The organism is Pseudomonas sp. QLc11A (assembly GCF_052112305.1).
GTDB classification, from domain to species: Bacteria; Pseudomonadota; Gammaproteobacteria; order Pseudomonadales; family Pseudomonadaceae; genus Aquipseudomonas; species Aquipseudomonas laurylsulfatiphila.
The window spans coordinates 181,357-206,497 of record NZ_JAVAJJ010000013.1 but is presented as its reverse complement, the minus strand read 5'-3'; the positions used below and the strand labels follow the sequence as shown (position 1 = coordinate 206,497).

Sequence of the window (25,141 nt, the reverse complement as noted above, 5' to 3'; positions counted from 1 at the left end):
CGAACTCAGAAGTGAAACGATGCATCGCCGATGGTAGTGTGGGGTTTCCCCATGTGAGAGTAGGTCATCGTCAAGATTAAATTCCGAAACCCCAATTGCGAAAGCAGTTGGGGTTTTGTTTTTGCGCGGAAAAAACAAAACCCCCAACCAAGGTCAATTGTAAAAAAAATCACACAAACCGGACCCCCCGGTTTTGCTAAGGTGCAGCTCATTTTTAATGGACTGAGTCTGCGCCCACGGATCGGCATTCTTTTCAAAGAGTTGCTGCACAAGTGCCTGAACCGATACCGATCAAGGACCACGAAAAAGAAACACGCCTGGTCAACAAGAGACTCATGGCCTGCGCATTGTTTGTTGCCGCCATAACCTGTGCTCTGGTGGTACGCCTGTATGTCCTGCAGGTCGTCGAGTTCGACTATCACTCGACCATCTCCGAAAACAATCGCGTACATGTCCTGCCGATTACGCCTACCCGCGGATTGATCTATGACCGCAACGGCGTACTCCTTGCGGACAACCGCCCCAGCTTCAACCTGACCATCACCCGCGAACGTGCTTCCAATGTCAACGAAGAGCTGGATGAAGTCGTCAATCTCCTGCACTTGTCCACTGAAGACCGGTCGCAATTCGACAAGGTGATGAGGCAGGCACGTCACCCCTTCGTACCGGTGACGCTGTTCTATGAACTGAGCGAAGAACAGATCGCCGTACTCGCCGTCAACGAGTTCCGTTTGCCGGGCATCGATGTCGAGCCGCAGTTCGTTCGGCACTATCCGTTGGGCGCGCACTTCGCGCATTCGGTCGGCTACGTCGGACGCATCAACGAGAAAGAGTCAAAGGCCCTGGATACGGTCGAGTACCGAGGCACCCAATCCATTGGCAAGACCGGGATCGAAAAATTCTACGAGTCGCAACTGCACGGCCATGTGGGTTATGAGGAAGTCGAAACCAATGCCCAGGGCCGCGTGCTGCGAGTGCTCAAGCACACGGATCCGGTGCCGGGTGAAAATATTGTCCTGAGCCTCGACGTCAAGCTGCAGGAAGCCGCCGAACAAGCTCTGGGTGATCGTCGCGGCTCGGTGGTTGCGCTCGATCCGTCGACCGGTGAAGTGCTGGCCATGGTCAGCAACCCGAGTTTCGATCCTAATCTGTTCGTCACCGGCATCAGTTCCAGGGAGTACTCTGCGCTACGCGACTCCGTCGACCGACCGCTGTTCAACCGTGTGCTGCGCGGCCTGTACGCGCCGGGTTCGACCATCAAGCCGGAAGTGGCAATCGCCGGCCTCGACACGGGGGTCGTCACGCCACAGACCCGTGTGTTCGACCCCGGTTATTACCAACTGCCGGATTTCGATCACAAGTACCGCAACTGGAACCACAGCGGCGACGGCTGGGTGGATATGGATGCAGCGATCATGCGTTCCAACGACACCTATTTCTATGACCTCGCACACAAGCTGGGGATCGATCGCCTGCACGACTACATGGCAATGTTCGGACTGGGTGAGAAAGTCTCCCTGGACATGAACGAAGAATCCCCCGGCCTGATGCCATCCCAGGCATGGAAGCGCGCCACGCGTCGACAGGCCTGGTTTCCTGGCGAGACGGTGATTCTCGGAATCGGCCAGGGCTATATGCAGGTCACGCCGCTGCAATTGGCCCAGGCCACGGCGCTGATTGCCAACAAAGGCGTGTGGAATCGCCCGCACTTGGCCAAAACCGTGGACGGTGTCGCGCCGGTGGATGAGCATCCGATGCCGGACATCCTGCTCAAGGATCCACGCGACTGGGAGCAGGTCAACCATGGCATGCAGATGGTGATGCACGATGCCCGCGGGATTGCCCGGGCCGCAGCCGCGGGCGCGCAGTACCGTATTGCTGGCAAGAGTGGTACCGCGCAAGTGGTGGCGATCAAGCAGGGTGAACGCTACAACCGGGAGAAAACCCGTGAGCGTAACCGCGACAATGCCTTGTTCGTCGGTTTCGCCCCGGCCGAGCACCCGAAGATCGTGATTTCGGTGATGATCGAAAACGGTGAGGCGGGTGGCCGCGTCGCCGGACCGGTCGTACGGCAGATCATGGACGCCTGGCTACTCGATCAGGACGGGCACCTGAAGCCGCAGTACGCGGCACCGGGCAAGGCGCCGGGCGATCCTCACGTCTGAACCGTCAGGGCTCATCTTCTGTTCGCGGTTCCACAGCGACATCGGCAGTCCCTTCGTGGGGAGGCAGGCGCCAGAGCAATCCGGCGTCGACGTCCGCCGCCACCACGTGCTCGGGCAAACAGCCGATACCGAAGCCGGCGATGACCAATCGGCGAGGAAGTCATCAAAGCGCTCGGAGAAAATCCGGCTGATGATCAGCAACCGCACTTTGCCGATCACTTCATCGGCCGGTTGTTCCAGCACGTTGCTGACCTGGGACATTTGCCCGTAGATTTCCCCGGCCGCAGCCAAGGCAAGTCGGATCCTGCAAAAAAGCCTCATGCGTAGGCGAGGTTTTTTTCTTCCAGCAGTTCCTCATACAACGCCGCCCATTTGCGACCCATTTCGTCCGCCGTAAACAGATTCTGATAGCGGGCCAGCGCCTTCTCGCCCATTTGTGCCGCCAGCACCGGGTTTTCCCAAAGCGTGCGCATCGCCTCACGAAACGCCAGTGGATCACTGGGCGGCACCACCAGCCCGGTTTCGTTATGGATGTTGATGTAACTGGTGCCCGTACCAATCTCACTGGAGATCATCGGTTTGCCATACATCGCGCCTTCAAGCAGTGAAATGCCGAATGCTTCGGAGCGCAGGTGCGACGGGAACACCACCGCATAACTCAATTCGAGCAAGGCAACCTTGTCTTCATCTCCGAGGAAACCGAGAAAGTGCAGGTTCTGCAGGTTCAGTGCCCTGGCCTGGGCATGCAACTCCTCTTCCAGCGGGCCGGCGCCGACGATCACCACGGGGTAGTTCAGCCCCTGCATCGCTTCGAGGAGGATGTGCAGCCCCTTGTAGTAGCGCATGACACCGACGAACAGGAAGAACTTGTCCCCCAGTTTCTGGCGCCAGCGCTCGGTACGTGCCGCGTCGTGCTTCGGATAACCCGATTTGTCCAGGCCATAGGTGATGACCCGGGTCTTGTCCCGATAGCCCTTGAGCACGTCGCTGGTGTGAAAGTAGTTGGGGGACGCCACGGCGATTCGATCCGCACTGTCCAGGAACCGGCGCATCAACGGACGGTACAGTTTGAGCAGATGACGCTGGCGAATGATGTCGGAATGGTAACTCACCACGCTGGGCTTTTTGGTGGCGCTGACAAAATGCACCAGGTCCATGAAGGGCCAGGGGAAGTGGTAGTTGACCACGTCGGCTTCGGCGGCGAGCTCACGAAACTGCTTGAATACGCTGTAGGAAAAACCGGTGGAGGCGAGCTGAAAATCCATCCTGGCCTGATGCACCTGGTGCTCGCGGATCTGCAACACGCCTGACGCCGGGTTATTGCTTAGGGTCAGCACCGTGCTGTCGACACCATGGCGCGCGCCACTTTCGCTCATCTGGAAAATGACTTGTTCGATGCCACCCATGGAGTCGGGCAAGTAGGTTTTGTAAAAGTGCAGAACGCGCATATCAGTTCTCCATAGCCTGGCGGTAGGCGCGGGCGGTCACCGTCGCGCAACGCTCCCAGGAAAAAAGCTTCGCTCGCTGCAAGCCCGCCTCGCGACAGACCTGCCAGTGTGCCGGGTCGTCGATCAGCCGCTGCATGGCATCGCGCAAGGTGTCCGGGTCGTGCGCCTCGATGTAGTTGCCGGCATCGCCAGCCACCTCCGGCATCGCCGAGATACCCGTCAGAATCACCGGGGTGCCACTGGCCATGGCTTCCAGCACCGGCAGGCCGAACCCCTCGTACAACGAAGGGAAGACCAGCGCCCGGGCACCGGCCAGCAACTGCGCCAGATCCTCGTCGGGCAGGTACCCCAGCAGGCACACATGACCTGAGGCGAGGGCCGTACGCAACTCGTCATTGAACTGCTGACGCTGCCAGCCGGCCATACCGGCGATCAGCAAGGGAAAACGCTGGCGCACGGTTTCCGGCAGTAGCGCATGGGCGCGCAGGGCCTGGGTCAGGTTCTTGCGCGGCTCCAGGGTGCCGACGCAGAGAAAATACTCCCGCACCTCGACGCCGTGGGTTTTGAGGACGCGATCCATGGCCTCGGGTTCACGCGGGTGGAATCGCGCGGCCACACCCAGCGGTGCCACCACGAAGCGCTCGGCCGGCAGTGCGAACCAGGCCTGCGCTTCATCGGCGATGTGCTGCGAGTCCGTCAGAATCAGCCGCGCGCGTTGTAAGCCGTCGGCCAGTCGCCGCTCGATTTCGCGCAGACGGGCCGGAGGTTGGGTGTCGGGATAGTGCAGGTGGGTGAGGTCATGCAGCGTGATGATGGTCGGGCCGTTGAACGACAGCGGCCACAGGCTCGGCTCGTGATACAGATCGATGGACTGGGCGGGGCGCTGGTCGAAGCGCTTCTGTTCCAGCCAGCGCCGCGCCTGATAGGCCCCCGGGATCTGTCGCAGCAATGGCGTCAAGCGCGAGTAACCGGGCATCGCCGCCTCGGGCAGGACCGAACTCCAGCCCCAGCCATGGAACAACGTCAACTCGACGTCCGGTTCGCGGGCCAGGGCCGTCGCCAGTTCGGCGACGTAGTGGCCGATGCCCGTGCGCGGGGCCTGGAGGATGCGGGCGTTAAGGGCAATTCGCATGCTGATTCTCAGGCACCTTCGCATCGCTGTGCAGGTTGCGCTGGATACGTTCGACCAGTTGCGCACTCGCCTCGCGCCAGCTCAGCCAGCGCCAGTTTTCCAGGTTGAGGGGCGCGGGAAATGCGCCGCTCGTTTCCATGTCGATGATCATGTCGGCCAGGTTCTGCGGATCGTCGAGGTCGAAGTACGCCATGTACTCGCCACCGATTTCGCGGAACACCGGGATGTCGCTGGCCATTGCCGGCAGGCCACGCTGCATGGCTTCCACCAGCGGCAACCCGAACCCTTCGACGTAGGACGGGAACACCAGCGATGTCGCGTGGCAATAGGCGTGTTCCAGGCTCTTGTCCGAGAGCGTATTGAACATGAACAGGCGCTGGTTCAACGCTGGATGCTGGCGGATACGCTCGATCAGCGCCTCGCACTTCCAGCCGATCTTGCCGACGATGCACAACCGGGCCCTGGACCCGGCCGCCCAGGCGCGCTCGAACGCGTCGAGCAGATACGCATGGTTCTTGCGCGGCTCGATGGTGCTGACCATCAGGAATACAGGGTCCGCCGACTTGAACATCTGCAGCAACCCCGGGTCGACGGCGGAGCGGGCGTCGCTCAGGTCGAGTTCGGAGCCGAGGTGAAAGTAGTCGAACCAGCGTTGCTGGACCTGCGCGGTGCCGATCCTGCGGGTCATCTCCTGGCGCACCTGGTCGCGGATGGTGGTCGAGATCGCCACATAGCCATCGGCGGTGCGGGCGATCCAGTCGAACCATTCGTTGAACACCTTCACCAGCCCGGCGTCGCAGAACTGCGGATGGGTCAGTGGAATCAGGTCGTAGATCACCGACACGATGCCGACCCCGTCACGCTTGAGTTGCTCGGCCAGGGGAAAAAAGTTGGCGTGCCAGGACGAGTCCAGCAGCACCAACTGGTCGCCAGCGCGATGTTGCAATGGCACGCAGCGCTCGGGAACCGGCTTGCCCTTGAGTGCCCGGTCCAGCAGGCGCATCGGCAGGCTCAGGCAGGCGAACGCGGTGAGGCGGCAACCGACGTAAAGCACCCGGCGGGCGAACTTCGATTGGCTGAAAGGACGGCGTCGTTCCAGCGCACGGTGGCGCAGCCAGAACTGATTGGCGAACTGTTCGAGCTTCACCCGCAGGCTCACCAGATCCACTTTGACGGTCGGCAAGGGCGCCAGGCTTTTCACCTCGAACAACGCGCCATTGATCATCACCACCGGAATGCATTCACGCTGGGCGTCCGCGGCCGGCAATTGCTGAATCACATTGCGAACGACCCGCTGAATGCCCGAGTTGGCATCGGGGTGTTCGAAAACGTAGGTGCATTCCACCAACAGTCTGGTCATTGCGTCACTCCAACGGTTTCCACCTGGTTTTCACTGGAGCGGGTAACACTGGTCTGAGCTTCGAGCCAGGAGCAGCCGACAAAGTCTTCCTGGCGATTGTTGATCACGTGGAAGACCAGCCCGTAGTCTCGCCATTCGAAATTGCGATCCAGGTGCGAGTCCAGTCGCGACAGGCTCAGGGCCACCGAATAGTTGCCCTTGCCCAGGCGCATGTCGAAGGCAAAACGGTAGGTGATGCGTTCACCGGCACTCAGGTCGGTGAGGGCTTTGTCGACCCGGTGGGTGTTGATGCCATACATGGGCTGGCCGAGGCGATCCTTGATCATGAAGCCGAGAATCAGCCGCTCGATGTCCTGGCGCACCTCGACCTGCACTTCCAGGACCATCGCCTGACCGACTTCTGCCACTTCCACCGAACGGCCCTTGGGGTCAAGCAGGCGGACGCTGAGAATGCCCGCTTCGCCTGTCCCGGAAATGGTTTGCACCTGCCCGTTGGCGAGCATCTCCTGGCGCACCGTCTGGCCCTCGCGCTGGGCGAGCATGGCGTTGTAGTAGTCCATTACTTCTTCGGGCTTGCCGCGCATGGCCATGCGCCCGTTTTCCAGGAGGATGGCGGTGTCGCAGATCGACTGGATCGCGGAGCGGTCATGGGACACGATCAGCAACGTGGTGCCGGCCTTGCGGAAGTTGCGGATGCGATCGAAGCTCTTGTGCTGGAAGTAGGCGTCACCCACGGACAGCGCTTCGTCGACGATCAGGATATCAGGCCGCCGTGCGGTGGCCACGCTGAACGCCAGGCGCATCTGCATGCCGCTGGAATAGGTGCGAACCGGATGGTCGATGGCCTCGCCGATTTCGGCGAAGCTCTCGATCTCTGGCATCAGCGCTTCGATTTCTTCCACCTGCATGCCTAGCAACTGGCCGGCCATGAAGGTGTTCTGCCGACCGGTGAAGTCCGGGTGGAAACCCATGCCCAGTTCAAGCAGCGCGGCCACGCGACCTTGCAACTGGATGTCGCCGCAGGAGGGCTGGGTGGTGCCGGTGATCATCTTCAACAGCGTGCTTTTGCCAGCACCGTTGACCCCGACGATGCCCACGGCTTCGCCCGGCTGAATCTCGAAATCGACCCCTTGCAGCACCCAGTGCAGGTGATGCCGGTTGCGGGAAAACGGCACCAGCCATTCGAACAGCCGGCTCCAGCGATTGGGGTACTGCTTATAGGCCTTGCCCAGGCCACTGACACGTATATGTCCCATCAGAGCTCGTCCACCATTTCACCGACACGCTGGCGGAACAGCCGCAGCGCCATCGCGCAGAACAACAGGCCGATCACCAGCAAGGGGACCAGCGAGTTCCAGTTCGGCCATTGGTTGTAGAGAAACAGGTTCTGGTAGCTGTTCATCAGTGCCGTCATCGGGTTCAGTTCGATGAAGCTCTGGATACCCGACGGCAGGATCGACAGCGGATAAACGATCGGCGTCAGCCAGAACCAGAATTGCAGGCAGATGCCAAAAAACTGCCCGACGTCGCGAAAGAACACGTTGAGCACGCCCAGGATCATCCCCAGCCCCGCGGCGAACATCACTTGCAGGATCAGCAACGGCACCAGCGCCAGTAACGCCATACCGGGCAGCCGCCCGCTGATCAGCAGGAAGCCGAGGAACAAGCCCAGGATGATCGCGAAATTGATTCCGGCATTGAGCAGCACGATGACCGGCAGGCAGATGCGCGGGAAGCTGATTTTCTTCAGCAGGTTGGCGTTTTCCAGGAACATGCTCTGGCTGCGCGTGGTGATCTCGGCGAACAGGCCCCAGGTCAGCAGTCCGGCGCACAGGTAGACACTATAGGCCAACCCGTCATCCACGCCCGGCAAGCGGGCGCGCATGATGGTGGAAAAGATCACCGTGTAGACCAGGATCATCGACAGCGGATTGAGCACGGTCCACAAGGCACCGAACAGCGAGTTGCGATAACGCGCCTGAAACTCCCGCTTGACGCTGCCGAGGATGAAACCCCGGTAACTCCACAGGGATTGGTAAAGATTACGCAGCATTCAAACCGTCCGCCCATATTGGTCTTCGAAGCGGACGATATCGTCCTCTCCCAGGTATTCGCCGCTTTGCACTTCGATGATCACAAGGTCGATCACACCGGGATTCTCCAGGCGATGCTTGTGACCGGCGGCAATGAAGGTCGATTCGTTCTTGGCCACCAGGTGCGTGCCGGTGCCGTTGTTGGTGACCTTGGCCATGCCTTCGACCACCACCCAGTGCTCATTGCGATGGTGGTGCATCTGCAATGACAACTTGGCGCCGGGCTTGACCACGATACGTTTGATCTTGAATCGCGGGCCTTCCTCGAGCACGGTGTAGGTGCCCCATGGCCGGCTGACCGTACGGTGCAGGCGGTAGGCCTCGTGCTCTTTGTCCTTGAGTTGCCTGGCCACCCGGCGCACATCCTGGGCGCGGTCGGCGTGGGCCACCAGCACCGCGTCGGCAGTGTCGACGATGATCAGGTCATCCACGCCCACGGTCGCTACCAGACGGTTGTCGCTCTGGACAAAGTTGTTGTGGCTGTCGATGAAAATCGCCTCGCCGACGGCACGGTTGTTCTGTGCATCCGCCGGCACCAGCGCGGCCACCGCACCCCAGGAGCCGATGTCGCTCCAATCGAAACGGGCGGGCACGACGACCACTTTGTCGGAGCGCTCCATCAACGCGTAGTCGATGGAAATGTCCATGATTTCGCCAAACAGCGCCGGTGACAGTTCCTGTTGCACGCTCCCGGCGTTTTCCACCGCAGCGCTGGCGGCCATACAGGTTTGCGTCTGCTCCAGCAAATCGGGAGCGTGGGTTTGCAGTTCGGCCAGCAGGGTGGCGACCGAGAAACAGAACATCCCGGAGTTCCACAGGAAGTTGCCGCTTTCCACGTAATGCGTCGCGGTTTGCAGGTCGGGCTTTTCGACGAAACGCCGCACGCTGGCAGCGCCTTTGTCGTCCAGCGGTGTGCCGGCTTCGATGTAGCCAAAACCGGTTTCCGGAGCGCTGGGCACCACACCGAAGGTCACCAGGTGACCGCGCCTGGCCAGCGTCACGGCATGCTCGACTGCGTCCTTCAACGCCTCGACATTGACAATCAGATGGTCGGCCGGCATGACCAGCATGATCGCGTCGTCGCCATGCAGGGCCTGGAGCGAGAGGGCGGCGGCGGCAATCGCCGGCGCCGTATTGCGCCCCGTCGGTTCCAGCAGGAAGTGCCCGCGATGACGGCCCAGGTGCGCGTCCTGAAAGTGATCCTTGCTCTGGAAGTAGTACTCGCGGTTGGTCACCGTGACGATATCGCCCCAGCCGTCGAGCAGCTCTGCGGCACGCCGATAGGTCTTGCCCAGCAGCGACTGGCCGTCAGGCAAGGTCATGAACGGTTTGGGATGGCCTTCACGCGACACCGGCCACAACCTTGTCCCGGCACCGCCGGAGAGAATCACGGGAATCAGCATGGCCTACTCCTTGGCAACGCGTTTCATGTCCGCATCCATCATCATGCGGATCAAGGCATCCAGATCGGTTTTTGGTTTCCAGCCCAGCACGCGCTGGGCCTTGGTCGGATTGCCGAGCAGCACTTCGACTTCGGCCGGGCGGAAGAACGCCGGGTCGATCTTCACGTAGTCGCGGTAGTTCAGGCCCACATGATCGAAGGCGATCCGGCACATCTCGCGCACGGTGGTAGTCACGCCGGTGGCCACCACGAAGTCGTCGGGTTTGTCCTGTTGCAGCATCAGCCACATGGCTTCGACGTAGTCGCCGGCAAACCCCCAGTCGCGCTTGGCGTCGATGTTGCCCAGGCGCAGTTCCTGCTGTTTGCCCTGTTTGATCCGGGCGGCGGCGTCGGTGACTTTGCGTGTCACGAACTCGATGCCGCGCAGCGGTGATTCATGGTTGAACAGAATCCCGCTGCTGGCGTGCAGGTTGAAGCTTTCGCGGTAGTTCACGGTAATCCAGTGGCCATACAGCTTGGCCACGCCATAAGGGCTGCGCGGATAGAACGGCGTGTTCTCGTCCTGCTGCTCGGCCTGGATCAGGCCGAACATTTCGCTGGTGGACGCCTGATAGAAACGCGTGTGCGGACTGAACTGGCGGATCGCTTCGAGCAAGTGCGTAACGCCCAGGCCGTCGACGATGCCGGTGGTCACCGGTTGATCCCAGGAGGCCGCGACAAAGCTTTGCGCGGCGAGGTTGTAGACCTCGTCCGGCGCCGACTTGATCACCGCGCGCTGCACTGAACAGGCATCGGCCATGTCGCCATCCAGGTAGACGATGTCCGCCTCGACCCCCATCTCGCGCAGGCGCCAGCGCGAGTCGCTGCTGCGGCGCGCAACCAGGCCGTGGACCTTGTAACCCTTGTCGAGCAGCATTTTGGCCAGATAGGCGCCATCCTGGCCGGTGATACCTGTAATCAATGCACTTTTAGTCATACTTGTCGTACTCGCTTCTCCCAGTCGGACAGGATCGCCCGCAGGGATTGTTGTGTTGTGATTTCAGACTTCCATCCGGTGGTCTGGGCCAGTCTGTCAGGGCTGCCACACACCCGACGCTGATCCGCGCGGCGAAGTCGCGCAGGGTCCTGGACCAGTTGCAGGTCGACCTGGGCAAGATCTGCCAATTGTTCGATCAAACTGCGAATGCTCTGCTCGCGTCCCGAGCAAATGTTGTAGACCTGCCCCGGTGTGCCTTTTTCCAGCAAGGCCAGGTAGGCCGAGACCACGTCCGCGACATCAAGGAAGTCGCGCGTGACGTCGACGTCCCCGACCTCCAGTCGTGGTGCCTGCAGGCCTTGCTTGATTCGGCAGATCTGGTGCGCGGCGCCGGCAATGACGAAGCTGTCTTTCTGCCCGCTGCCGATATGGTTGAACGGGCGGGCAACCAGTACGGGCCAGCCTTCGCTCAGGCCCCATTGCAGACTCAGGAACTCTGCCGACAGTTTGCTCACGGCATAGGGATTGCGCGGGCAGGGGGGCTGCAGTTCAGTGATGGGCAGATGCTCTTCGGCGACCTGGCCATAGACATCACCGGAGCTGACGTACAGAAACGTGCCGGTGAAGCCGCGCGCCTTGAGAGCTTGCAGCAGGTTCAGGGTGCCCAGCAGATTGATATTCAGGGTGCCGGCCGGATCACGAAAGGCCTGCGGGACGAACGTCTGGCCGGCCAGGTGAATCACCGCATCGGGCATTTGCGGCCACAAGCCTTCGAGGCTCGAAGGTGCAGCAAGATCGTAGCGGTCGGGAACCGGCAGCAGTTCCCATTCCGAGGTATCAGCCTGCAAACGCGATTGGATGTGTTGTCCTACGAATCCGCTCAGACCCGTGACAAACAGACGTTTTTTCAAACAGCGACCCCTTGGTCATGCATTTCATCCATTTCCCACAGGCTCCATGGAAAAACTTGCGAGCGGCATGATCGCTCGAATGGCGGGTGAAATGTTTGTTGTAGTTGTTTGGTAGCCAATCTGTGCCATTTGCTCGGCAATTTCAACAGGTCCAACCGTGACTGGTCAGTTCTCGTCAGCGTAGCCCGATTTATTCTCGTCGGGCGGTTCACGAACCCTCGATGGATGTGTTTAGAATGCCCCTCGTCACTATTACCCGGGGTTCGGCAGCGTCGCTTCGAAACTGCGAGAAACTGACCACTAAAACAAGAACGTAGACGGGCAGGAAGACGATGGGCGAGCGCCGGTAAACACGGGCTCGAACCCTGTCCTCCCCGTCATAGCGTGAGGCTGCCGGGATGGCGGCGTCACCGTGGGATGCCATGAATTTCATTCTTTACTCCGACGTCAACGACAGCTCCATCAGCCAGAGTCTCGGCCGTCCCGAGTACAGTTACTACTTCGTGCTCAAGGCGTATCGACCGCTGTTCGAAAGCCTGGGACCGGTGCATGTCGTGTCATCGGCCGCCGAAGTCGATCCGCTGTACCGGCAGTTGCAGCAGGCCGGTCAGGACTGCCTGTTCATTTCGTTCGCGCCACCGCACAAGACCCCCACCGACTTGCAATGTCCGATGGTGTGCGTGGTCGCCTGGGAGTTCGACAGCATTCCCGCCGAGCACTGGGACAACGATCCACGGCAGGACTGGAGCCGCACACTGGCACGCCTGGGGCGGGTGATTACCTTGTCCACCCATACCGCCGAAGCCATCCACCGGACCCTGGGTGACGACTTCCCGGTGCTGGTGCTGCCGACACCATTGTGGGAGCGCTTTGCCGACATTCGCCAGCAATACCCCGGCACGCCGGTGAACGCCGGTGCCACGCTGCAGATCAAGGGTTGCATCCTGGACAGCCGCTCGATGGGGTTGTCCGCCGATGGCCTGATCGCGCCGATCATCGAGCAACCACCCGTGGAAATCGTTGAGCCGGAGTCAATACCGGAACCACAACCAGAACCGCAACCCGCGCCGCCGTTGACCCTGCGGCGACGCCTCTTCATCACCAGGCATTACGTGTTGCTGTGGTATCGCGAAGCCATTCGCGATCTCGTGCCGGATGCCGTTCGCCCATGGCTGACCAGGTTTCGCAGACCTCAGCCGTTGCCGATCGAACCCGTCGTCAGTGCACCCGCCGTGCCGGATGAACCCGTCATCAGCGCAGCTGGCGCGCAGGACGAGCATCCACAAGCGGCTTTCCCCGACACCAGCCAAACGGTCGAAATCGTGGTCGACGGCGTCATCTACGTGAGCGTGTTCAACCCTGATGACGGTCGCAAGAACTGGCACCACCTGATCACGGCGTTCTGCTGGGCGCTGCGTGATGCAGAGGACGCCACGCTCGTGTTGAAGATGACCCAGAACGACCTGTCGACCTATTACGTCGAGCTCATCACCTTGCTGTCCCAACTCTCGCCCTTCGCCTGTCGCGTGGTGGTCATGCACGGTTATCTGCAGGACGAGCAGTTCGCCCGTCTCTATGGCGCGGCGAGTTACTACGTCAACGCTTCACGCTGCGAAGGCCTGTGCCTGCCGCTGATGGAATTCATGTCATGCGCGCGGCCGGTGATCGCCCCGAACCACACGGCAATGCGCGACTACATCGACGACCGCGTGGCCTTCGTCGTCAAGTCCAGCCAGGAACCGACGATCTGGCCGGAAGACGCGCGCATCCTGTATCGCACCCTGCGCCACCGTCCGAATTGGGGCTCGTTGAAAACGGCTTACGAGAACAGCTACGCCATGGCAAAAAACCAGCCGGACGCCTGGCAGGCCATGGCGGACGCGGCCAGCGAACGCATGCACGAATACTGCAGCTTCGCACCGGTACAACAGCGGCTGGCGCTGTTCTTCAAACAGGAATCGGTCCGTGACGTCGTGCCGGTGGTTGCCGAAACGGGGGCTGCATCGTGCTGATCATCATTCATTCGGAAACCAACAAGAGCAACATCCAGCAGAACCTGGGACGGCCCGAGTACAGCTATTACTTCGTCCTCAAGGAATTTCGCCCGGTGCTCGAACGGCTGGGGCAGGTGATCGAGGTCAGCAACCCGGACGAGCTGGTCGACCGGCTGTATTTCGATTGCCTGAGCCGGGGCGAAGACTGCGTGTTCCTGTCCTTCTCCCCGCCGCATCGCACGCCGGTCCACTACGCGTGCCCGACGATTCCGGTGTTCGCCTGGGAGTTCAGCACCATTCCCACCGAGAGTTGGCAGGGCGAACCGCGGCATGACTGGCGGATGGTGTTGGGCGCCTGCGGGACGGCGATCACCCACTCCAGCTTCACCGTGAATGCCGTGCATGATGTGATGGGCCGCGATTATCCGGTCAGCGCCATCGCTGCGCCCGTCTGGGACCGTTTTGCCACCCGTGGCGAGCTTCTGGACAAGCGTCCGGTCGTGGGCCCCACGCGCCTGAACCTGCGCGGGCTGTTGATCGACAGTCGCACGGCGGACTTGCGCCCCTATGGCCCCGAGCGTTTGCGCGAGGGCACGCCGATCGCCTTCGATCAACCTCCGCGCGACTGCGAGCTGTTGCTCGAGGGCGTGGTCTACACCTCGGTGTTCAATCCGTACGACGGTCGCAAGAACTGGAAGGACATGATCAGTGCGTTCTGCACCGCCTTTCGCGATACGCCCGACGCGACCCTGGTGCTCAAGCTCACGCACCATGACATCGCCAACGCACTGTCCGACATGATGCACCACGTCTACAAGAACCAGTCCTACCAGTGCCGCATCGTGTTGATCCACGGCTATCTGGCCGATATCGACTACGAGCGCCTGGTCGAGGCCACCAGCTACGTCGTCAACTGCTCCTACGGCGAAGGGCAATGCCTGCCGTTGATGGAGTTCATGTCCTGCGGCAAGCCGGCGATTGCGCCGCTGAACACCGCCATGGCCGACTACATCGACCGTGACAACGCGTTTATCGTCGACAGCACCGATGAACTGACATCCTGGCCCCACGATCCTCGCGCAGCCTATCGTACCCTGCGCTACGTCACGGACTGGGACTCGCTGTGCACGGCTTTTTCTGCCAGCCATGACGTTGCCAGACAGGACGTCGAGCGCTATCAACGGATGTCGGCCCACGCCGTGCGCAGCCTGCAGGGATTCTGCAGCCAGGCCGTTGCCGAGCAGCGTCTGAAAGCCGTGTTCGAGCAGTTGCTGCAACGGCGTGAAGCAAACAGCGCACAAGCGTCTGACACATGATCCGGCGCCTGCTTGAGAAGTTGCGGCCTGCGCCGGTAGTGGTCGCAGCACCCGAAACACGAGTCTCGCCCAGGGACATCGGTTTGTACGATGCCCTGCTCGACGGCTGGTTTCTGGGCGACAGCGGCGAACTGCTCAAAGGGTTTGCCATCACCGCCGACGACACCTTGCTGGATGTCGGTTGCGGCGAAGGCGTGGCGACCTTGTTTGCGATCCGCCAGGGCGCTTCGGTGATCTTCACCGACAGTGAACATGACAAGGTCCGCGAGCTTGCCCGGCAAGTGACGGCACAATCGGACCGAGCGAACCTGGGGCTGGTCAGCAACAGCCTGCCGCTGCCGTTGGCCGATGGTTGCGCGAGCAAAGTCGTATGCATGGAAGTGCTCGAGCATATCGACCAGCCGGAACCCTTCATGGCCGAACTGGTGCGCATGGGCCGCCCCGGCGCGCAGTACCTGCTGAGCGTACCGTCGCCGGTGGGCGAGCATTTGCAGAAAGGCATCGCCCCGGCCAGCTACTTTCAATCGCCCAATCATGTGCAGATTTTCACCCCCGAGCGGTTCGCCGCGCTGGTGGAGGACGCGGGCCTGGTCATCGAGCATCGTCAGGCCACCGGGTTTTTCTGGGTCATGGGCATGATTTTTTTCTGGGCCAGTGAACGGGCCGCCGGGCGCGACCTGGGGGGGGCGGTTCGCGACCGGATCCAGGCGCCTTACCCGCCGCTGATGGAGAGCTGGGCGAAAACCTGGCAGGACTTGCTGGCCCAGCCAGACGGGTTGGCGATCAAGCAGATGCTGGACCGGTTCATGCCCAAGAGCCAGGTGATCATTGCTCGAAAACCTCATGTCCAGGAGGGCGCATGAGCAACGAAAAACGGATCATGGACATCGAGTTGTTGCGTGGCATTGCGGTGCTTGGCGTGCTGTTTCACCACCTGCAGGACAGCCTGTTCGCGGCGGCTGTGCCCTTGCTGCAGGCCATCACGCTGTACGGCCAGCCGTGGTGGGGCGTGGACCTGTTTTTCGCGATCTCCGGCTTCGTCATTGCCCGCAGCCTGATCCCGGCCATGCGCCGCTGCACAACGCGTCAGGAGTATTGGCAACAGACGCGCAATTTCTGGTTGCGCCGGGCCTTTCGATTGCTGCCGTCGGCCTGGTTGTGGCTGGCGCTGATGTTGCTGGCGTGTCTTTTTCTCAACCGCTCCGGCGCCTTTGGCACCCTGCACGCGAACCTTCAGGCGACCCTGGCCGGCGTCGCGCAGTACGCCAATTTCCGCTTTGCCGACAGTTTCTATCGCTACGAGTACGGCACCAGTTTCGTGTACTGGAGCCTGTCGCTGGAAGAGCAGTTCTACCTGCTGTTCCCGCTGATGATCGTGCTGTTTCGCAAACACCTTGTATGGGCTTTGCTGGCGCTGGTTGCGGTGCAGTTGTTCACCCTGCGCACGCCGATCCTGATGGTGGTGCGCACCGACGCGCTGGCCCTTGGCGTGCTGTTGGCGATGTGGAGTACGCAACCGTCGTACCTGCGCTGGGAGCCAACATTCCTGCGTCGTCCATGGGCGGGTGTCGCCGCACTGATCGCGGTGTCGCTGCTGCTCGGCTTCATGGCAACGGATCGCTTTACCTTCACCCATTACCGTATCGGTGTGATCGCGGTGCTGTGCGCAGTGCTGGTCTGGATCGCTTCCTACAACCGCGATTACCTGTTGCCGCGCGGCGTGTTCAAGCACCTGATGACGTGGATCGGCAGCCGTTCCTACGGGATTTACCTGATCCATATCCCGGCCTACTTGCTGGTACGTGAATTCATTTTCCGTTTACAGGCTGCCGGGCTACCCAGCCCGGCTGGCCATCCGATACTGATGTTGCTGATGGCTGGCGGCCTGATCGTGCTGCTGAGCGAACTCAACTATCGCTTCATTGAAATGCCCATGCGCAATCGCGGCGCCTCGCTGGTCAAGCGCCTGGGCACCTCCCGAACAGCCGTCTCATCCTCTGGAGCCACCTCATGCTGAGCCTTTTGAAGAAACTCACGGCGGGCACACCCGCGCCGGTGCAGCCAGAGATTGCGCCTGCGCCACCCGTGGCGGAGAAGGTCGACCCCTATATGCTCGGCCTGCACGACGCGATGCTCAGCGGCTGGTTCAATCAGCAGACTGGCGAACTGTTCAGCGGTTTCCCGGTGACCCCCGAGGACACACTGCTGGATGTGGGCTGTGGCGACGGCGGCAACGTGCATTTCTGCGGGATGCGCGGGGCGAAGATCATCATCGCCGATATCGACGCGGCCAAGGTCGAAGCGACCCGCCAGCGCCTGAGCGATACACCGGCCCGTGACGTCGAATGTCACGTCACCGACTGCAACCCGCTGCCGATTGCCGATGCGACCGCCACGCGGGTGGTGTCGACCGAGGTCATCGAGCATGTGGACGATCCGGCCCAGTTCCTCGCGGAGCTGGTGCGCGTCGGTAAACCGGGCGCGCTGTATCTGCTGAGCGTCCCGCACCCCAGCTCTGAAGACCTGCAGAAAGACATGGCGGCGGCCGAGTATTTCCAGAAGCCCAACCACATTCGCATCATCAGTGAAGCGCAGTTCAAGGCCATGGTCAGCGATGCCGGCCTGGAAGTGATCAGCCACAGCCAGTACGGATTCTACTGGTCGATGTGGATGCTGCTGTTCTGGGAAGCCAAGGTCGACTTCAGCAACCCGGACCATCCATTGCTCAACCACTGGGCGGACACCTGGCAGGCGATCCTGGCGTCGCCGCGGGGTACACAGATCAAGCAGGCGCTGGATGCCGTGGTAGCCAAGAGCCAGGTGATCATTGCGCGTAAACCCTGATCCACCAGCGCCGCAAACGACGGCCTGCAACAGGCCGTCCGTCACCGCCATGCGATGGCCGGCGAGCATGCGCCGAAAGGCCGGCGCAACTTTCCTGGGCCAAAACAGCGACCGCATTTTTGCAGAAGCACTACGTTCGTCGGCTTACGACTGCTGCGCAGCCGAACGGGGCGGTACGGCGATCCGACAAGCCCCCTCACCACAGGACTTGCCATAGCCATGACGTTAACGTAAAGATTGCGGCAGGGCGCCGACGTATGAAGGCGCAAGGGCGGACGACCCGGAGCGCTTGATGACGCTAATAAAAACCAACTCCCCCAAACTGCATCGCGAAGCCCGGCTGGCCCGGGAAAAGCTGCACCTGGAAGGCGAAGTGCCGGACGGCGTCCTGCGTGCGGAAATCGATGCTTCGTGGCGGCGCAGCCTGAGTCATGGCGTGCATTTCAATGCCAAGCACGAACTGGCGCTGGAATCGAGCGCTAGCCTGGACCTGTTGTTGTCCAGCAATCGCCTGCTGATCGACGCCGCGTTACCGGCCATCGATTACCTGGCCGAGCGTCAGGGCAAGGAAGGGCTGATCATCCTCGCCAACTCCGACGCCACCATCCTCGCCGTCGAAGGCCGCGCCGATCGTCTCAAGGGCAGCGGCCTGCAGGACATCACCCTCGGCGCCTGCTGGAGCGAAGCGGTCCGCGGCACCAACGCCCTCGGCACGGCACTGGTGGAAGCACGGCCGACCCTGATCGATTGCGGCGAGCATTACCTGGATCGCCTCAGTGATTTTTCCTGCACTTCGGTGCCGATCCATTGCCCACAGGGCGACATCCTCGGCGTTCTCGACCTGACCCGCGAAGGCCCGCTCGGCCGCGCCCATGACAGCACGGCGCTGCTGGCCATGGCCGTCAGCCAGATCGAAAGCCGGGTGTTCAACGCCAGTTACCCGGACGAAATCGTCCTCGCCTTCCACAGCCGTCGCCAATACCTCGAATCCCCGTGGCAAGGCCTGCTGGCGGTGAGCCTTGGTGGGCAGATCCTCGCGGTCAGCGCCCAGGCTTGTCAGTTGCTCCACGCCGAGCGCTCGGCCCTGATCGGTCGGCGCTGTGAGGAATTTCTCGGGGTCGACGGCCTGCAATTGTTGGCGCGTCTGCATCAGGGGGGAGCCGGCAGCCTGCAGACCGCCAAGGGTGAGTTCTTCTATAAAACCCTGCGCGCGCCGCAACGCTCGATCAACGTCAGCAGCCCGCCGCGCACTGTCGCGAAACCGGCCAAGGCGCAACCGGATCTGGAAGCGCTCGCCGGCAGCAACAGCCGGTACGCCCGAGCCCTGCGCATGGCCCGTCAAGGGTTGGCCAACGAACTGCCGGTGTTGTTATTGGGCGAAACCGGCACCGGCAAAGAGGTGGTCGCCCGCGCCCTGCACATGGCCGGCGCGCGCTGCGACAAACCCTTCGTGGCGGTGAACTGCGCGGCCATTCCCGAAGGCCTGATCGAGTCCGAACTGTTCGGCTACCGCGAAGGCGCGTTCACCGGTTCACGCCGGGGCGGCATGGTCGGGCGCCTGCAACAGGCCCATGGCGGCACCTTGTTCCTCGATGAAATCGGCGACATGCCCCTGGCCTTGCAGGCCCGACTGTTGCGGGTGTTGCAGGATCGCAAGGTCGCGCCACTGGGCGCCGGCGAAGAGCAGGACATCGACGTCGCGCTGATCTGCGCCACCCACCGTGACCTCAAGCGTCTGGTGGAAGATAAACACTTTCGCGAGGACCTGTTCTACCGGGTCAACGGCATCAGCGTGATGCTCCCGGCCCTGCGCGAACGCGAGGATTTCGCCGCACTGGTCAGCCGCCTGCTGGCGACACTGGGCGCACCCGCCGTGGTCCTGCACGATGATCTCGATCGTTTGCTCAGCGGCTATCACTGGCCGGGTAACATCCGCCAGCTGGAAATGGTCCTGCGCACCGCGCTGGCCATGCGCGAACCGGGTGAAACCGTGCTGACCCTCGACCACCTGCCCGACAGCATGCTCGACGAATTGACCGCCAGCGAACGGCCTCAGGCCGGCAGCATCCGGGAAAACGAACTGGAGCTGATCCGTCAGTCCCTGGACACGCATCAGGGCAATGTCTCGGCTGCCGCCGACGCCCTGGGTATCAGCCGCGCGACCCTGTATCGCAAGCTCAAGCAGTTGCGCTCCTGATGCAACGCCTGATCGTTCGGCTGATCGACAGCCAGAACCCCGAGGCCCTGCAAGCGTCGCTGCGCTGGCTGTACAGCTTCGTGCGCCCCCATCGCCTGGCGATTGCCGGGCTGCTGGGCTTGTCGGTCTGCGCTTCGGCGTTGGTGCTGGTGCAGCCGTGGCTGACCAAGCTGTTGATCGACGACGGCCTGCTGGCGCGCAACTTCCCGATGCTGGTGCTGATCGCCGGGCTGATGATCGTTGCCGGGCTGTTGGGCACGGCGCTTTCGGGCATCAACCGCTACCTGCACACGCGCCTGTCCGGGCGCATGCTGTTTGCCTTGCGCGATGACCTGTACCGGCATCTGCAATCCCTGTCGCCGAGCTTTTACGGTCAGCGGCGCATCGGTGACCTGATGTCGCGCCTTGATGGCGACGTCGCGGAGATCCAGCGATTCGCCGTGGACTCGTTGTTCTCGGCGGTGTCGAGCGTGATTGGCCTGGTGGTTGCCATCGCGATGCTGGTGACGCTGTCGTGGAAACTGTCGCTGCTGGCCCTGGTACTGATCCCCCTCGATGTCCTCTGGCTGCGCTGGATGCGGCGCAAGGTCGAGCGCGATGTGCGGCAGTTGCGCGAGCGTTCGGCGGACATGTCGTCGTTCATGGTCGAGACCTTGCCGGTAATGAAGTTCATCCAGTCCGCCGGCCAGCAACAGCGTGAAGCGCGGCGCCTCGAAACGCTGGGGCAGGGCTACATGAGCCAGTTGCTGCGCCTGCAAGTCACCGAGTTTTTCACCCAGGCCGTGCCGGGCACGCTGACTTCGCTGTCCCGGGCCTGCGCCTTCCTGATCGGCGGATACTGGGTGGTGCAGGGCACCTGGCAGCTCGGTGCGCTGATTGCGTTTTCCACCTACCTGGGGATGGCCGTGGGGCCGGTACAGAGCCTGCTCGGGCTCTACGTGGCGATTCAGCGGATGACCGTCAGCCTCGGCCGGGTCATGGAGTTGCGCGGCGAACAGCCGACCGTGTCGACGCCTGCCAGACCACGGCCGATGCCCGATGGCGGCGATCTCTGGTTCGACAACGTGCACTTCGCCCATCCCGGTCGCCAATCGACCCTGCGCGGTATCGAAGCGCGGATTCCCTACGGTATGAAAGTGGCCCTCAGCGGCGGCTCGGGCGTGGGTAAATCCACCCTGATCGACCTGCTGCAACGGCATCACGATCCGCAATCGGGACGGGTACTGCTGGGGGACGTCGATGTGCGCGAGCTGGACCTGTTCCAGTTGCGTCGACGCATTGCCATCGTCAGCCAGGACATCGTGCTGTTTCGCGGCAGCCTCGCCGACAACCTGGCTTACGCGGTACCGGACGCCAGTCGCGAAGCGATTGCCGAAGTGGCGCGCCTGGCGCAACTCGACAGCCTGATCGAGTCCTTGCCCGAGGGCCTCGACAGTCCGCTGGGCGAGCGCGGCCAGCAGTTGTCCGGTGGGCAGAAGCAGCGCATCGCGATTGCCCGGGCGCTGTTGCAGGACCCTTTGATTCTGGTGCTCGATGAAGCGACTTCCGCGGTGGACGAAGCCACCGAGCGCGAAGTCATCGACGCCATCGACCGCTTGTTTGCCGCACGCACGCGCATTCTGATCAGCCATCGCCCTTCAACCCTGGCAGATGCCGATCTGCGTTTCGAATTGCTCGACGGCGTGCTGACCTCGAAAACGGTGCTGCATGAAACCTGAGTTGCGCATCGGTGTGGTGGACAGCGGCCATTCGGCGGCGCAACGGGTGCAAGTGATCGCCGGTCGGCGCTTTTCATTGCTCGAAGATGGCCTGGCCGAGGGCGACTTGCGCGAGGATCCGCTGGGGCATGGCAGTGCGGTGATCGAGGCGATTGGCCGGCGTGCACCCTCGGCGCTGTTTTGCGTGGCCCAGGTGTTCGACCAGCGCGGTGTCACCAGTGCCTTGCAGATCGCCACGGCGATTGACTGGCTGGTGGCGCAGAACGTGCGGCTGATCAATCTGAGCCTCGGCCTGCGCCAGGATCGCAGCCTGTTGCGCGAGGCCTGCGCGGCGGCGGTGGCACGGGGCGTGCTGTTGTGTGCATCGAGTCCGGCCCAGGGCGAAGGGGTGTTTCCGGCCAACTATCCGCAGGTGTTGCGGGTGACCGGCGATGCGCGCTGCGCCGAGCGGGAATGGTCGTGGCTCAACAGTGCCCAGGCGGATTTCGCCGCGTGCGTGCATGGCACCTATCCGGGGCAATCCGGGGCGAGCCTCGGTTGTGCCGCGTTGAGCGGGCACATCGCCGGGTTCCTTGTCGAGCAGCCTGATGCCAGCAATGAGCAAATCATCGAGTGGTTGCGCGACCATGCCCGTTACCGTGGCCCTGAACGGCGCTTCGGGCCATGACGGACATCGTCATTCTTGGCGCCGGACCGGCTGGAGCCGCTGTCGCACTGGGGCTACGGCGGCTTGGCCATCGCGTCACGCTGATCAGCGAATGGCGCCGGTTTGCGGCGCTTGAAGGCGTGTCCGTGCGGGTTCTGGATGCCTTGCGCAGCGCGGGCCTGCGTCAGGCGTTGACGGAGGCGGCGCTGCCTTCTCAACGCCAGGTGAGCTGGAACGGCCAGCACCATGCGCAGAACATCGAGTACTTGCTCGACCGTCCGCTGTTTGACCGAGGTCTGCGTGAGGATTTGCGCCTGGCGGGGGTCGAGCTGATCGAAGGCCGGGTGCTCAGGGTTCAGTCATCGGCCAATGGCCACCGAATCGAAATCGACGGACACGAACCGCTGCTCGCGCGTTTTCTCGTGGAAGCCCGAGGACGTCAGGCACCCGCTATCGGCAAGGGCTTGCGTGGCCCCGAGACCGTCAGCCTGCTCAATCGCTGGCAAGGTACGCCGGGCAGCACCGCCAGCGCCGTGGAAAGCCTTGCAGACGGCTGGGCATGGATGGCGCGGCGGGCCGACGGCCAGTGTTACTGGCAATGGACGGTGGATGTGGCCAGTGCCGGGTTGCCGGGCAAGGCCATGTTGCTCGATTACTGCCGGCAAAGACGTGGGGAGTCGGCAGTGGCCCGTGGTTTTTTCGGCGGCGAACCGGAGCTGGATTTGCAACTGCATGCCCGCAGCAGCACGGCGATTCTCAACCCGCAGGTGTGCGGCGATAACTGGATTCGGGTCGGTGATGCGGCGATGGCCGTGGACCCGTTGTCGGGCAATGGCATCTTTCAATCCCTCTCCTCGGCGTTGCAGGCACCGACGGTGATCAACACGCTGTTGTGCAAACCCGAACGAACGGCTCTGGCCCGGCGTTTCCACCAGCAGCGGGTGGAACAGCTGTTCCTGCGGTTCGCGCGGATCGGCCGGGATTTTTATGCCGATGAGCAGCGTTGGCCGGATCACCCATTCTGGCAGGCACGACGGCAATGGCCGGATGCTGAAATCGCCCATGCCGAGGCCGATTTCAATGCCCTGAGAATCGAACTCGCACCGGTGTTGCGTGACGGATTTGTCGATGAGGCCGAGGTGGTGATCACGGAGGATCAGCCGCTGGGGATCTGGCATGTGCAGGGGGTGGAGGTGGCGCCACTGGTGCGGCGATTGCGCACCGAGCCGGCCGGGCAGGTGTTGGCCGGGTTGACGGTGGAGCAGGGAAGGAGAGTTCGCGGCTGGTTGTTGGCTCAGGGATTCAAACCCTGATATTTGGGCTGTCTGGACCGGCCCCTTCGCGGGCAAGCCCGCTCCCACAGGGTTTTGCGTCGTACACAAAGCCACTGTGGGAGCGGGCTTGCCCGCGAAGGCGGCCTAAAGGACGCTACAAATCACAATTTGATCAACACCGACTTCAGCTCGGTGTAATGCTCGATCGCCGCATACCCCATTTCACGCCCGACCCCGGACATCTTGTAGCCGCCGAACGGCAACGCCGGGTCCAGGGCGCTGTGGCAGTTGACCCACACCGACCCCGACTTGATGCGTGGAATCATCCGGTGCACCGCCGCCAGATCATTCGACCAGATGCTCGCCCCCAGGCCGTAGGGGCTGTCATTGGCCATGCGCAGGGCATCGGCTTCGTTGTCGAACGGAATCGCCACCAGCACCGGGCCGAAGATTTCTTCCTGCACCAGTGAGTGCTTCTGATCGACATCGACAATCACCGTCGGCTTGACGAAAAAGCCCGGCCCAAACTGCTCGCCGCCGCAGGCGATGGTCGCACCGCTTTCCCGGCCCTTTTCGATGTACCCGTAGACGCGCTCCTGCTGGCGCGCCGAGATCAACGGGCCCATGTCGACGCTCGGGTCCAGGCCGTTGCCGAGTTTCATCGCGTTGGCGATGTCGCTGATGTCCGCCACCACATTGTCGAAATGCTTGCGCTGCACATACAGCCGCGAACCTGCGCAGCAGACCTGGCCCTGATTGAAGAAAATCGCGCTGGCGGCCCCGGCCGCGGCGGTTTTCAGGTCTGCGTCGGCCATGACGATGGTGGGTGATTTGCCGCCCAGTTCCAGGGTGACCCGGGTCATGGAGTCCATGGCGATCTTGCCGATCTGCTTGCCCACCGCGGTGGAGCCGGTGAAGGTCAGCTTGTCCACCAGCGGGTTGTGGGTCAGGGCGGAGCCTGCGGTGATGCCGGTGCCGGTGACCACATTGAACACGCCTTCGGGATAACCGGCCTCCAGCACCAGCTCCGCGAGTTTCAGTGCGGTCAGCGGGGATTCATCGGCGGGTTTGAGCACCACGGTACAACCGGTGGCCAGGGCCGGGCCGAGTTTCCAGCAGGCCAGCAGCAGCGGGAAGTTCCAGGCAACGATCGCACCGACCACGCCCACCGCTTCACGACGGATGAAGCTGTGGAACTGATCGTTGGGCATCAGCGGTGCCGACACGTCAACCGTCGAGCCTTCGATCTTGGTTGCCCAGCCGGCCATGTAGCGCAGGAAGTCGATGGCCAGTTGCACGTCCATCACTTGGGCCACGGCGGCACTCTTGCCATTGTTCAGGCATTCCAGTTGCGCCAGCAGCTCGGCGTCGCGCTGCATCAGGTCGGCGAGTTTCCATAACAGGTTCTGCCGTTCCCGGGGGCGGGTGCGGGTCCAGGATGAATCGTCGAATGCCTGGCGGGCGGCGAGGACCGCGCGGTCGACATCCTCCGGCGTTGCCCGTGGCACCACGCACAGCACTTCACCGGTGGCCGGGTTGTGCAGGGGCATGGTCTGGCCGTCGGCGGCCTCGACCCAGTCACCGCCGATGAGCATGCGCGGGGCGCGCTGGATGAATGCCGAAGTGGCGGGAAGCAGGTTTGGGAGCGACATGATGAAACCTCGT

The 25,141-nt window shown here is 62.3% G+C and carries 19 protein-coding genes, 1 rRNA gene and 1 pseudogene; 11 read left to right on the top strand and 10 right to left on the bottom strand.

Going from position 1 to position 25,141, the window contains the following annotated elements; translation table 11 throughout:
* Both rrf and mrdA read left to right on the top strand, forming a co-directional pair.
* Positions 1-76, top strand: a 5S ribosomal RNA gene (gene rrf, locus Q8X48_RS19605); the annotation flags it as partial.
* Positions 77-272: 196 nt separating this feature from the next.
* A complete protein-coding gene (gene mrdA, locus Q8X48_RS19600; protein WP_407801194.1) occupies positions 273-2,165 on the top strand; it encodes a penicillin-binding protein 2 in 1,893 nt (630 codons plus the stop codon).
* Here the strand turns inward: mrdA and Q8X48_RS19595 are convergent.
* The 9 genes and pseudogenes from Q8X48_RS19595 to Q8X48_RS19555 form a co-directional block, all read right to left on the bottom strand.
* Positions 2,091-2,447 (bottom strand): annotated as a pseudogene (locus tag Q8X48_RS19595) (hypothetical protein); the annotation flags it as partial. The gene mrdA and the pseudogene Q8X48_RS19595 overlap by 75 nt on opposite strands.
* Positions 2,448-2,482: 35 nt before the next feature.
* Positions 2,483-3,613, bottom strand: a complete 1,131-nt coding sequence (locus Q8X48_RS19590; protein ID WP_407801195.1) for a glycosyltransferase family 4 protein — start codon at positions 3,611-3,613, stop codon at positions 2,483-2,485.
* 1 nt (position 3,614) lies between these two features.
* Positions 3,615-4,745 carry a glycosyltransferase family 4 protein gene (locus tag Q8X48_RS19585; RefSeq protein ID WP_407801196.1) on the bottom strand — a complete coding sequence of 377 codons (1,131 nt, stop codon included), beginning with the start codon at positions 4,743-4,745 and terminating at the stop codon, positions 3,615-3,617.
* Positions 4,729-6,105, bottom strand: a complete 1,377-nt coding sequence (locus Q8X48_RS19580) for a glycosyltransferase family 4 protein (RefSeq protein WP_407801197.1) — start codon at positions 6,103-6,105, stop codon at positions 4,729-4,731. The genes Q8X48_RS19585 and Q8X48_RS19580 overlap by 17 nt, the downstream gene beginning before the upstream one ends.
* Positions 6,102-7,361, bottom strand: coding sequence for an ABC transporter ATP-binding protein (locus Q8X48_RS19575; protein ID WP_126050109.1), 1,260 nt, complete (start codon positions 7,359-7,361; stop codon positions 6,102-6,104). The genes Q8X48_RS19580 and Q8X48_RS19575 overlap by 4 nt, the downstream gene beginning before the upstream one ends.
* Positions 7,361-8,158 carry an ABC transporter permease gene (locus Q8X48_RS19570; protein WP_015094124.1) on the bottom strand — a complete coding sequence of 266 codons (798 nt, stop codon included), beginning with the start codon at positions 8,156-8,158 and terminating at the stop codon, positions 7,361-7,363. The genes Q8X48_RS19575 and Q8X48_RS19570 overlap by 1 nt, the downstream gene beginning before the upstream one ends.
* Complete coding sequence (locus tag Q8X48_RS19565) at positions 8,159-9,601, bottom strand: mannose-1-phosphate guanylyltransferase/mannose-6-phosphate isomerase (protein WP_407801198.1); 1,443 nt, start codon at positions 9,599-9,601, stop codon at positions 8,159-8,161.
* Between the two features lie 3 nt (positions 9,602-9,604).
* The gene (gene gmd, locus Q8X48_RS19560) at positions 9,605-10,576 is read right to left on the bottom strand and encodes a GDP-mannose 4,6-dehydratase (RefSeq protein ID WP_407801199.1); all 972 of its coding nucleotides are present in this window, start codon (positions 10,574-10,576) and stop codon (positions 9,605-9,607) included.
* A complete protein-coding gene (locus Q8X48_RS19555; protein WP_407801200.1) occupies positions 10,573-11,487 on the bottom strand; it encodes a GDP-mannose 4,6-dehydratase in 915 nt (304 codons plus the stop codon). Before Q8X48_RS19555 ends, gmd begins: the two co-directional genes overlap by 4 nt.
* Before the next feature lie 422 nt (positions 11,488-11,909).
* Between Q8X48_RS19555 and Q8X48_RS19550 the strand changes: the two genes are divergently transcribed.
* The 9 genes from Q8X48_RS19550 (at position 11,910) to qhpG (ending at position 23,515) form a co-directional block, all read left to right on the top strand.
* The gene (locus Q8X48_RS19550; RefSeq protein WP_407801201.1) at positions 11,910-13,499 is read left to right on the top strand and encodes a glycosyltransferase; all 1,590 of its coding nucleotides are present in this window, start codon (positions 11,910-11,912) and stop codon (positions 13,497-13,499) included.
* The gene (locus Q8X48_RS19545) at positions 13,493-14,797 is read left to right on the top strand and encodes a glycosyltransferase (protein WP_407801202.1); all 1,305 of its coding nucleotides are present in this window, start codon (positions 13,493-13,495) and stop codon (positions 14,795-14,797) included. The genes Q8X48_RS19550 and Q8X48_RS19545 overlap by 7 nt, the downstream gene beginning before the upstream one ends.
* Positions 14,794-15,660 carry a class I SAM-dependent methyltransferase gene (locus tag Q8X48_RS19540; protein ID WP_407801203.1) on the top strand — a complete coding sequence of 289 codons (867 nt, stop codon included), beginning with the start codon at positions 14,794-14,796 and terminating at the stop codon, positions 15,658-15,660. Before Q8X48_RS19545 ends, Q8X48_RS19540 begins: the two co-directional genes overlap by 4 nt.
* Entirely contained in the window at positions 15,657-16,814 is a 1,158-nt protein-coding gene (locus Q8X48_RS19535) for an acyltransferase family protein (protein WP_407801204.1), read from the top strand. The genes Q8X48_RS19540 and Q8X48_RS19535 overlap by 4 nt, the downstream gene beginning before the upstream one ends.
* Positions 16,808-17,641 carry a class I SAM-dependent methyltransferase gene (locus tag Q8X48_RS19530; protein ID WP_407801205.1) on the top strand — a complete coding sequence of 278 codons (834 nt, stop codon included), beginning with the start codon at positions 16,808-16,810 and terminating at the stop codon, positions 17,639-17,641. Before Q8X48_RS19535 ends, Q8X48_RS19530 begins: the two co-directional genes overlap by 7 nt.
* A 292-nt stretch (positions 17,642-17,933) precedes the next feature.
* Entirely contained in the window at positions 17,934-19,838 is a 1,905-nt protein-coding gene (locus Q8X48_RS19525) for a sigma-54-dependent Fis family transcriptional regulator (protein WP_407801206.1), read from the top strand.
* The gene (locus Q8X48_RS19520; RefSeq protein WP_407801207.1) at positions 19,838-21,556 is read left to right on the top strand and encodes an ABC transporter ATP-binding protein; all 1,719 of its coding nucleotides are present in this window, start codon (positions 19,838-19,840) and stop codon (positions 21,554-21,556) included. The genes Q8X48_RS19525 and Q8X48_RS19520 overlap by 1 nt, the downstream gene beginning before the upstream one ends.
* Positions 21,546-22,223, top strand: coding sequence for a subtilisin-like serine protease QhpE (gene qhpE, locus Q8X48_RS19515; RefSeq protein WP_407801208.1), 678 nt, complete (start codon positions 21,546-21,548; stop codon positions 22,221-22,223). Before Q8X48_RS19520 ends, qhpE begins: the two co-directional genes overlap by 11 nt.
* On the top strand, positions 22,220-23,515 hold the full coding sequence (qhpG, locus tag Q8X48_RS19510; RefSeq protein WP_407801209.1) for a flavin-dependent monooxygenase QhpG: 1,296 nt from the start codon (positions 22,220-22,222) through the stop codon (positions 23,513-23,515). The genes qhpE and qhpG overlap by 4 nt, the downstream gene beginning before the upstream one ends.
* 122 nt (positions 23,516-23,637) lie before the next feature.
* Here the strand turns inward: qhpG and Q8X48_RS19505 are convergent, their stop codons facing one another.
* Positions 23,638-25,128 (bottom strand): aldehyde dehydrogenase family protein, encoded by a 1,491-nt coding sequence (locus Q8X48_RS19505; RefSeq protein WP_407801210.1) that lies wholly within the window; start codon positions 25,126-25,128, stop codon positions 23,638-23,640.
* Positions 25,129-25,141: the final 13 nt, after the last annotated feature.

Coding starts and splice junctions, on each gene's coding strand:
- qhpG (WP_407801209.1), top strand. CDS start 22,220: ATGACGGACATCGTCATTCTTGGCGCCGGACCGGCTGGAGCCGCTGTC.
- Q8X48_RS19575 (WP_126050109.1), bottom strand. CDS start 7,361: ATGGGACATATACGTGTCAGTGGCCTGGGCAAGGCCTATAAGCAGTAC.
- gmd (WP_407801199.1), bottom strand. CDS start 10,576: ATGACTAAAAGTGCATTGATTACAGGTATCACCGGCCAGGATGGCGCC.
- Q8X48_RS19505 (WP_407801210.1), bottom strand. CDS start 25,128: ATGTCGCTCCCAAACCTGCTTCCCGCCACTTCGGCATTCATCCAGCGC.
- Q8X48_RS19530 (WP_407801205.1), top strand. CDS start 16,808: ATGCTGAGCCTTTTGAAGAAACTCACGGCGGGCACACCCGCGCCGGTG.
- qhpE (WP_407801208.1), top strand. CDS start 21,546: ATGAAACCTGAGTTGCGCATCGGTGTGGTGGACAGCGGCCATTCGGCG.
- Q8X48_RS19570 (WP_015094124.1), bottom strand. CDS start 8,158: ATGCTGCGTAATCTTTACCAATCCCTGTGGAGTTACCGGGGTTTCATC.
- Q8X48_RS19535 (WP_407801204.1), top strand. CDS start 15,657: ATGAGCAACGAAAAACGGATCATGGACATCGAGTTGTTGCGTGGCATT.
- Q8X48_RS19520 (WP_407801207.1), top strand. CDS start 19,838: ATGCAACGCCTGATCGTTCGGCTGATCGACAGCCAGAACCCCGAGGCC.
- Q8X48_RS19550 (WP_407801201.1), top strand. CDS start 11,910: ATGAATTTCATTCTTTACTCCGACGTCAACGACAGCTCCATCAGCCAG.
- Q8X48_RS19540 (WP_407801203.1), top strand. CDS start 14,794: ATGATCCGGCGCCTGCTTGAGAAGTTGCGGCCTGCGCCGGTAGTGGTC.
- Q8X48_RS19590 (WP_407801195.1), bottom strand. CDS start 3,613: ATGCGCGTTCTGCACTTTTACAAAACCTACTTGCCCGACTCCATGGGT.
- Q8X48_RS19565 (WP_407801198.1), bottom strand. CDS start 9,601: ATGCTGATTCCCGTGATTCTCTCCGGCGGTGCCGGGACAAGGTTGTGG.
- Q8X48_RS19580 (WP_407801197.1), bottom strand. CDS start 6,105: ATGACCAGACTGTTGGTGGAATGCACCTACGTTTTCGAACACCCCGAT.
- Q8X48_RS19525 (WP_407801206.1), top strand. CDS start 17,934: ATGACGCTAATAAAAACCAACTCCCCCAAACTGCATCGCGAAGCCCGG.
- Q8X48_RS19585 (WP_407801196.1), bottom strand. CDS start 4,745: ATGCGAATTGCCCTTAACGCCCGCATCCTCCAGGCCCCGCGCACGGGC.